At 63.1% G+C, this 8,218-nt stretch carries 9 protein-coding genes; all 9 read left to right on the plus strand.

Going from position 1 to position 8,218, the window contains the following annotated elements; translation table 11 throughout:
- Positions 1-1,003 (plus strand): cytochrome c-type biogenesis CcmF C-terminal domain-containing protein (locus ACY693_RS10460; protein WP_462321770.1); only part of this gene is annotated, 1,003 nt, incomplete at its 5' end.
- A gap of 15 nt (positions 1,004-1,018) precedes the next feature.
- Positions 1,019-1,561, plus strand: a complete 543-nt coding sequence (locus ACY693_RS10465; RefSeq protein ID WP_462321771.1) for a DsbE family thiol:disulfide interchange protein — start codon at positions 1,019-1,021, stop codon at positions 1,559-1,561.
- The gene (locus tag ACY693_RS10470) at positions 1,561-2,088 is read left to right on the plus strand and encodes a cytochrome c-type biogenesis protein (protein WP_462321772.1); all 528 of its coding nucleotides are present in this window, start codon (positions 1,561-1,563) and stop codon (positions 2,086-2,088) included. Before ACY693_RS10465 ends, ACY693_RS10470 begins: the two co-directional genes overlap by 1 nt.
- 41 nt (positions 2,089-2,129) lie before the next feature.
- Positions 2,130-3,578 carry a c-type cytochrome biogenesis protein CcmI gene (gene ccmI / locus ACY693_RS10475; protein ID WP_462321773.1) on the plus strand — a complete coding sequence of 483 codons (1,449 nt, stop codon included), beginning with the start codon at positions 2,130-2,132 and terminating at the stop codon, positions 3,576-3,578.
- A gap of 202 nt (positions 3,579-3,780) precedes the next feature.
- Positions 3,781-4,998 carry a hypothetical protein gene (locus ACY693_RS10480; RefSeq protein WP_462321774.1) on the plus strand — a complete coding sequence of 406 codons (1,218 nt, stop codon included), beginning with the start codon at positions 3,781-3,783 and terminating at the stop codon, positions 4,996-4,998.
- Positions 4,999-5,087: 89 nt separating this feature from the next.
- Positions 5,088-5,690 carry a response regulator gene (locus ACY693_RS10485; protein ID WP_462321775.1) on the plus strand — a complete coding sequence of 201 codons (603 nt, stop codon included), beginning with the start codon at positions 5,088-5,090 and terminating at the stop codon, positions 5,688-5,690.
- Positions 5,648-6,010 (plus strand): diguanylate cyclase, encoded by a 363-nt coding sequence (locus tag ACY693_RS10490; protein ID WP_462321776.1) that lies wholly within the window; start codon positions 5,648-5,650, stop codon positions 6,008-6,010. Before ACY693_RS10485 ends, ACY693_RS10490 begins: the two co-directional genes overlap by 43 nt.
- Positions 6,011-6,079: 69 nt before the next feature.
- The gene (locus tag ACY693_RS10495) at positions 6,080-6,337 is read left to right on the plus strand and encodes a hypothetical protein (protein WP_462321777.1); all 258 of its coding nucleotides are present in this window, start codon (positions 6,080-6,082) and stop codon (positions 6,335-6,337) included.
- A 48-nt stretch (positions 6,338-6,385) separates the two neighbouring features.
- Entirely contained in the window at positions 6,386-8,182 is a 1,797-nt protein-coding gene (locus tag ACY693_RS10500) for an ABC transporter substrate-binding protein (RefSeq protein ID WP_462321778.1), read from the plus strand.
- The last annotated feature ends 36 nt before the right edge of the window (positions 8,183-8,218 follow it).

The following is an 8,218-nucleotide window of genomic DNA, read 5'->3' on the forward strand; positions in this document are numbered from 1 at the left end:
TGCCTGGCGCGCGCCAGAGGTCTCCGAGGGCGGGCGCTTCGACCTGCTCTCGCGTGAGAGCGCCCTACTGCTGAATAACCTGCTGTTCGTCGCCTTCACGGTGCTGGTGCTGTTCGGCACCCTGGCACCGCTGATCTACGAGGCCTTCAACCTCGGTAAGATCTCCGTTGGCTTCCCCTGGTTCAATAAGATGTTCCTGGCCCTGGCACCGTTCTTGGCGCTGCTCCTCGGAATCGGTCCGGCGACCCGCTGGAAGAGCGACCAGCCCTGGCGCCTGACCAAGCTGTTATGGCTGGCGTTCGCGCTCAGCATCGGCGTGCTGATCTTGACCTCGATGTCATCGGCAGCCGGCGATGATCTCTGGGTGCCCATCGGTATCGCCTTGGCGGCCTGGCTGTTGTTCTCGCATCTGACCATCGTTCGCGATCGTCTTAAGCACAAGCGCAGTGGTTGGCGACAGGCCATCGTTGCCGATTTCAGCGGCAACGGTCGCAGCTTCTACGGCATGGTCATTGCCCATCTCGGGGTAGCCATATTCGTCGTCGGTGTCACCATGGTCTCCAACCATGAGATCGAGAAGGATCTGCGCATGTCGCCCGGGGACAGCCACGAGATGGCCGGTTATCGCTTCGAATTCCTGGGCGCAAAGAAGGTCAATGGCCCCAACTACCGCGCGGATCAGGGCCACTTTAAGGTTTATCGTGGCGATCGGCAGATCGCCGAGCTGTATCCGGAGAAGCGCTCCTACCTCGGCGGTGGCATGCCGATGACCGAGGCGGCGATCGACGCCGGGTTCTTCCGCGATGTCTATGTCTCGCTCGGCGAGGCGGTAGGCGGCGGCGATTGGGCGCTACGGCTCTACTACAAGCCCTATGTGCGCTGGATCTGGCTCGGTGCGGCCTTGATGGCCCTCGGTGGTGCGATCGCCGTCTCTGACCGACGCTATCGAACCGCGCGTGTGCAAAGCACAGCGCCGGCTGGCACGATCGGCGCAAAGGCTTAGCAGGAGCAACGCTGTATGTCGAAGTCCATTCGTTTCCTCATGCCGTTGATCATCTTCGGCGCGCTGGTGATCCTACTGGTGATCGGGCTCGGCAAGGACCCGAGCGAGGTGCCCTCACCGCTGATCGGCAAGCCTGTGCCCGAGTTCAGCCTACCCGAGCTCACCGATCCCGGCCGTAGCGTCAGCGACGAGGATCTCAAAGGCCAGATCTCGCTGGTCAACGTCTGGGCCTCCTGGTGCAGCTCGTGCCGGCAGGAGCATCAGGCCCTGATGGCCCTCTCAAGGGAGCCCGATTTCCAGATCGTCGGTCTGAACTGGAAGGACGATGCCCAGGATGCGCTCGCGGTACTGCGCATGACCGGCAATCCCTACGCGATGAACGGCTATGACCCCGACAACAAGGTCGGCCTACACTGGGGCGTCTACGGCGCCCCTGAGACCTTCATCGTCGACCAGGACGGGATCATCCGCCACAAGCACATCGGGCCGATCGACCGCAAGGTCTGGGAAGAGACCCTGCAGCCACTGGTCGCGCAGCTCAAGGCCGAGGGCGCGTGATGACTCCACCGCCAACGAGGTTTCCACTGATCAAGAAGTCACCGCTGATCAGATCGCTGCTGCTCGGTGCACTGCTATTGCTCGGCAGCGCTGGTCTGAGCGCCTATACACTGGAAGAATTCCAGTTCGACAGCCCCGAGCAGCAGGCTGAGTTCCGCGACCTGATCGCCAAGCTGCGCTGCCTGGTCTGTCAGAATGAATCGCTCGCTGGCTCACAGGCCGAGCTCGCGCAGGATCTGCGAAAGGAGGTCTACCGGATGATGCGCGCTGGGCAGTCGCAGGACGAGATCCTGGACTTCCTGGTCGAGCGCTATGGTGACTTCGTGCTCTATGATCCGCCGCTGAAACCGTCCACCTATCTGCTCTGGTTTGGCCCCTTCCTCCTCATCGGCATCGCCGGGTTTGTCGTCGTCCGCACCATCTTGAACAAGAAACGCGCCAAGGACGAGCCGATCTCCGAGGCCGAGCGCCAGCGGCTACAAGCCCTTCTCGATCAGCAGCGCGACGCCCCCTCGTCCGGCTCCTGACCGAGCTCGCCCGTCACCGATAGCCCGTCAACGATCTGCTCATGACCATCTTCTGGATTCTCGCCGCGGGGCTGGCTGGCCTCGCGGTCCTCTTCGCCGTCGCGCCATTACTGGCCCCCTCGCAACAGCCCCAAGACCAGCCGAGCTCGGATGACAGCGACGCTGAGCAGGCGCGGCTGAACCTGGAGCTGTTCAAACAGCAGCTCGCCGAGCTTGATGCCGATCTGAGCAGCGGCAAGCTCGATCAGACCGTCTACGAGGCCGCGCGACGCGACCTCGAGCGCGAGCTACTGCACGACCTCGGCGATCGTGATCCGCTCACCGCAGCCGCCAGTACCGATGCCAAGCAGCGCCGCTATCAGCTACCTGGCCCCCGTCGCACCGCCCTTGCGCTGCTGCTGATCGTTCCGCTCTCTGCCTGGGCGCTCTATGGTCTGATCGGCAACCAGGCCATCATCCCCCAGCTCGAGCAGCTCGCCGCAAGCGGCGGCTCAGGCGCCGGCCGTGCAGGCGGCCAAGAGCTGCCCCCCCTCGAGGAGCTGGTCGCGCGGCTCGAGCAGCGGCTCGAGCAAGAGCCCGGCGATGCCGAAGGCTGGATGATGCTCGGGCGGACCTACTTCGCGACCGGTGACCGCCAGCGCGCAGAGTCAGCGCTTGCGCAGGCCTACAAGCTGCTACCGACCGATCCGATGATCGTGCTCGCCTACGCTGAATCGATCGCGACCAATAACGATAACCAGCTCGAGGGGCGCCCGGCCGAGCTGATCTCCGAGGCGCTCGCGCTGGAGCCCAACAATGCCACCGCCCGCTGGCTGGCAGCCATGGTCGCCTTCCAACGCGGGCAGTTCCGCTCCGCCGCGACCACCTGGCGCAAGCTGCTCGAGCAGGCCGACCCCGACAGCGAGGATGCCGTCGAGCTGCGCAGCCTGATCGACGAGGCCGAGCAGCGCGCTGGTGTGCCTGCAGAGGCGCAACAGCTTGCCCAAGCCGCTCCGGTCAGTGCAGCTGCAGAGGCCACGGCAGGGTCTGCTGGGCAAGTAGCCGCGCAAGACTCAGCCGCAGCGTCGAAGCCGAAGCCCGGGTCAGAGCCAGAGTCAGAGTCAGCGCAGGGGCCGAAGCCGGAGCCAGACCCTGCTGCCACCAACCCAGGCGTGCGGGTTCAGGTTACGCTGGCAAGCGAGCTCAGTGATCGCCTACCACCAAGTACGCCGGTCTTCATCTATGCCAAAGCCGCTGCTGGTCCACCGATGCCGCTCGCCGTTCAGCGCGCCACCCTCGGCGACTTGCCGGTCGAGGCTCGGCTCGATGACAGCATGGCAATGATGCCGACGATGCAGCTATCCAGTTTCCCCCAGATCATCGTGGGCGCCCGGGTCTCGCCATCGGGCCAAGCCATGCCACGTCCCGGCGATCTGCAAGGCGAGACCGGGCCGATCAACAGCACAGGGAGCGGTCCGGTTCAAGTTCGCATTGACCAAGTCTTGCGTTAGTGGCTAGTGGCTAGTGGCTAGTGGCTAGTGGCTAGTGGCAGCCAATCATAAGCGCACAACACAGGAGGGACGATGGAGGAAACCTTCCAACCGAATTGTAGGGTCTGACTGACTGATGCCTGGCTTAGCCTCTCGTCTGATCGCCATCACAGTGCTCACCGCTCTGCTGCCGCTAGCGGGAGCAATATTGAGCGGTCAGCCGTTGGCTAGCCTGCTTGAACTTCCGCTGGCGAGCCGCGCTTGGGACCCAGCGCCAGTCAGTGTGGCCTTTACCCTTGCGGTCCAACTGCTTGCCATCCTGCTTGTTGGCGCGCTGCTCTGGTTGAGCTGGCCTCGCAAGAACAAGCGGCTCGAGCTCGCCTACAGGCATCGCCGGCCAGCGCGCCCTTGGCCGCGCTACGTTTGGATCGCGCTGCTGTTGCTATTCGTGGCCTTGATCGCGCTCGACGGCGCCGCCGTCAATGCGGCAATTGGACTGCTCACGCTGGCCTTGACCCTGCTCATCAATGCCGATACCGAGCGCCGCACTGGCAGCAGCCTGATCAGCCAGCGTCGCGGCTATTTCCTGCTCCTGTTTCCTACCAGTCTGGCCGCAGGCTGGCTCTTCTTCTACTGGATGAACCTCTTCCTGGGCCTCTGGACCTATCCGGACGCAACCGAGGCAGTAGCGTTCGCGCTCGGCAAGTCGCTGGACTATGCCTGTTTGCTGCCTGCGCTACTGAGCCTGAGGCAATGGCTCGGCGCGTTCCCGCGGCTGCTGCGCTGGACCCAATCCGGGCTTGTGCTTAGCGATCGACGACAGACAAGCCCGCTGTCGCCCAAGAGGGGTGCACCGATACAGGAGCAGGTGCCAGAACAGGAACAGCCTACGGTGCAGGTCCAGGAAGGGACTCAGCAACCGGATCAGCTACCAGCTCAACAAGGGGCTCAGGCCCAAGAGGGCTGGCTCCTGATCGGGCTCGCCAGCCTCGCGCTGGTCAGCGGCCCGATCTGGCCCGATCAGCTCTATCCGGTCATGCTCATCGCGCCAGCCGTCCTCGCGCTGGGCCTGCAGATCGCAGCTGGCCAGACGACGAGTCTGGCCGGAATCGCCCGCGGCGATTGGAGCCGCCCCCTGCTGACGACGCTTGCCGCAGCGCTGCTGATGGCATTCAGCCAGACCGCCAACCTGCTGCTCGGCCATCTCGCCTCGGCATCCCCCGCCTGGAGTTATCAACTACCGCTGCTCGGCGGCATCACGATCCTCACGTTACCGGTACCGGCCTGGCTGATCGCCCTGCCGCTCGCGCTGCTCGGTCTCTGGCTCGCCGACCAGCTCACCGAGCCGTTCAAGCGCCGGCCGCAACAACCGCCGTTTCGGCCCCGCTCGCCGGTTCAGGTCCCGATCATCGACCTAACGCGCAAGCAGAAGCCGCGCTAGGCCTCCTCCAGCCCTGATCGGTTCATCCTATGGGATTGCCAGCATCGACAGGCCAGATTGAATGCGTCCTCACGGAGACGACCCCACCCATGCCCGAGCGATCGCTGGCCAAGATCCTGATCGTCGATGACGACCCCGCCACCGTTGAGCTGATCGCCAACCTCTTTCGAGGCCAATACGAGATCCTCTTCGCACTCACCGGCGAGAAGGCCCTAGAGATCGCCGCCAGCACAGAGCCAGACCTGATCTTGCTCGATCTGATGCTGCCCGGCATCGATGGCTTTGCCGTCTGCATCCAGTTGAAGGCCGACCCTTTGACCGAGGCCATCCCGGTGCTCTTCATCACCGGGCGCGATGACAGCGCCGCCGAGACACGCGCGCTTGAGCTTGGTGCGATGGACTACATCACCAAGCCCATCAACCCCCTCGTACTTCAGATTCGGGTTCGCAACCAGATCGCGCTCAAGCAGGCTCGCGATCGACTCGCCCGGTTGGCCACCACCGATGGCCTAACCGGCATCGCCAATCGGCGTCGGTTCGACGAGGTCCTTGCTCAGGAACATGCCCGCCATGCCCGCTCGCGAGCCCGGCTTGGACTATCACGATCGACATCGATCACTTCAAGGCCTTCAACGATACCTACGGCCATGTGCTCGGCGATGACTGTCTCTGTGCGGTCGCCCAGGTGCTAGCCAGCAGGTTAAGGCGCAACACCGATCTGGTCGCCCGTTATGGCGGCGAGGAATTCGCCTGCATCCTAGCCGACGGGCCCTCTGCCGACGACGCGCTTGCGCTCGCCGAGGAGCTGCGCGAGAGCGTCGCATCGCTGGCCGTGCCACACGCATCCTCACCGAACGCTCCCCATGTGACGATCAGCCTCGGGGTCATCACCGCGTGCTGCACCCCAGCCACCAGCGCCTCGTTGCTGATCAGCCAGGCCGATCAACAGCTCTATCGGGCCAAGGCCTCCGGTCGCAATCGCAGCTGCTTGGCTCAGGATCAGAACTGTTAACCTAGCGTCTGATGCGCAACCACTGGCCACCACCCTCCCCTTGGCCAGATTGGTGACTGACCGCGAATCTTGCCTGATGATTGCCATGTGATCGCCAAGACCAACAGCGCCAGCAACCTGACCAAGGGTATCGCGAGCGACCCACCGCCAAGGCGCGGCCCAAGTGACAGGGCGCTGCGGACCAGGCTCGCTGCCCCGCTCGTCGTGCTGGCAATGGGCTTGCTGCTCGGCGCTGAGCAGATCCTCGCACAATCCGAAGGGCGACCCGCCACTGAGACGTCCAGCGGGCGCAGCGACCCACCGCCAGCGGTCAATCAAGACCGCTGAGGGTCCGAGGCGTCGAGCTCGGCCAAGGAGCCGGAGCGAGAACGGGTCGTGCTACAGCTGCGCTGGTTCCACCAGTTCCAGTTCGCTGGCTATTACGCTGCACAGGCCAAGGGCTTCTATCGCGACGCTGGTCTCGAGGTCATCATCCGCGAGCGTTCGGAGCAAGAAGACGTCGTTGAATCGGTTATCAGCGGTCATGCCCAGTATGGCGTCACCAATACCGAGCTCCTGCTGCGCGCCCGGGACGGCGAGCCGCTCGTGGTGCTCGCGGCCATCTTCCAACATTCACCGCTGGTCATGCTCGCGCGCGAGCACAGCGGCATCTTCACCCCGCACGACCTCATCGGCGCTAGGGTCAAGATGACCCGGCGATCGCGCGACGCCGAACTCCTGGCGATGTTGGCGATGGAGGGCGTTGCTCTCGATCAACTGCAGCTGACCGACGGCGAGGTCGATCAGGCTGATTACCTCGACCCAAACATCGACGCGCTCAGCGCCTATGTCACCAACCAGCCTTATTATCTGCAGCAGCAAGGTGAGCGCTACCAGATCCTGTGGCCAAAGCGCTACGGGGTCGATTTCTATGGCGACAGCCTGTTCACCAGCCAGCGTGAGCTCAGGCGTCACCCCGAGCGCGTCGAGGCCTTTCTCCAAGCCAGCCTGCGTGGTTGGCGCTATGCGCTAAGCCATCCCGAGGAGATCATCCAGCTGATCCACGAGCGCTGGAATCCCGATAAATCGCTGGATCATCTACGCTACGAGGCCAAGACCCTGCACGACCTGATCGAGCCCGATCTGGTCGACATCGGCTACATGAATCCGGGCCGATGGCAGCATATCGTCGATGTCTATATCGAGCTTGGGCTGTTACCAAAGCACTTCTCGCTCGATGGCCTGCTGTATCAACCCGGACAGCGCATCGATCTGCGTTGGTTCCATCGCGGCCTGGCGATCAGCTTGAGCCTGTTGCTCATGGCGGGCCTGATCTCGGCCTACGTCATCACCCTCAATCGCCGCTATCGAAAGGCCCTCGCCAAGAGCACCCAAGCCAACCAGGCACTCATTGATCAGAACCGCTTCCAGGCCATGATGAGCGAGCTCTCGACCGACTTCATCAGCGCTGATCTGAGTAACATCGACGCCAAGCTCGATCGATTCCTAGCAATCACCGGTCGCTTTTTCGAGGTCGACCGCAGCTATCTATTCAGCTTCTCCGACGACCTGGCACAGATGCACAACAGCCACGAATGGTGTGCACCCGGCATCAACACCTTCCTGAACGACTCCATTGTCGATACCGACGCCCTGCCCTGGTGGAAGCACAAGATCCTATCGCAGGATTATGTACTGATCCCGAATGTCGAGAAGCTGCCAGCCACAGCCGAGCGCGAACGACAGGAATTCAAGCGGCAAGACATCCAGTCCCTGCTCACCGTGCCGATCCACGTCGGCAGCCAGATCGTCGGCTTCTTCGGCTTCGACAGCTTGCGCCAACGCCGCGACTGGAGCCTGCAGCAGGCCTCATTCCTGCGAATCCTCGGCAACCTCCTCGCCGAGGCAGAGCTGAAGGTACGCAAGGAGCGCGAGCTGCTCAGCGCCAAACAGAAGGCCGAAAGCGCAACCGAGGCCAAGAGCCGGTTTCTGGCCAACATGAGCCATGAGATCCGCACGCCGATGAATGCCGTGATCGGCATGGCCCAGCTTGCGCAGCGACAGAGCATCGATCCCAAGACCCAGGCACGGCTGGTACAGATCGAGCAGGCGGCACGATCGCTGCTTCAGATCATCAACGACATCCTGGATCTATCGAAGATCGAATCCGGAAAGCAGGGCGAGCGCATATAAACTAGCGCTGCAACATGCATCTGAGGCATCCTTCGA

The sequence above is a fragment of the Halochromatium sp. genome (assembly GCF_054919635.1).

What these genes read in the sequence shown, in the direction of transcription:
- ACY693_RS10465 (WP_462321771.1), top strand. Translation starts at nt 1,019, where the DNA reads ATGTCGAAGTCCATTCGTTTCCTCATGCCGTTGATCATCTTCGGCGCG.
- ACY693_RS10470 (WP_462321772.1), top strand. Translation starts at nt 1,561, where the DNA reads ATGACTCCACCGCCAACGAGGTTTCCACTGATCAAGAAGTCACCGCTG.
- ccmI (WP_462321773.1), top strand. Translation starts at nt 2,130, where the DNA reads ATGACCATCTTCTGGATTCTCGCCGCGGGGCTGGCTGGCCTCGCGGTC.
- ACY693_RS10485 (WP_462321775.1), top strand. Translation starts at nt 5,088, where the DNA reads ATGCCCGAGCGATCGCTGGCCAAGATCCTGATCGTCGATGACGACCCC.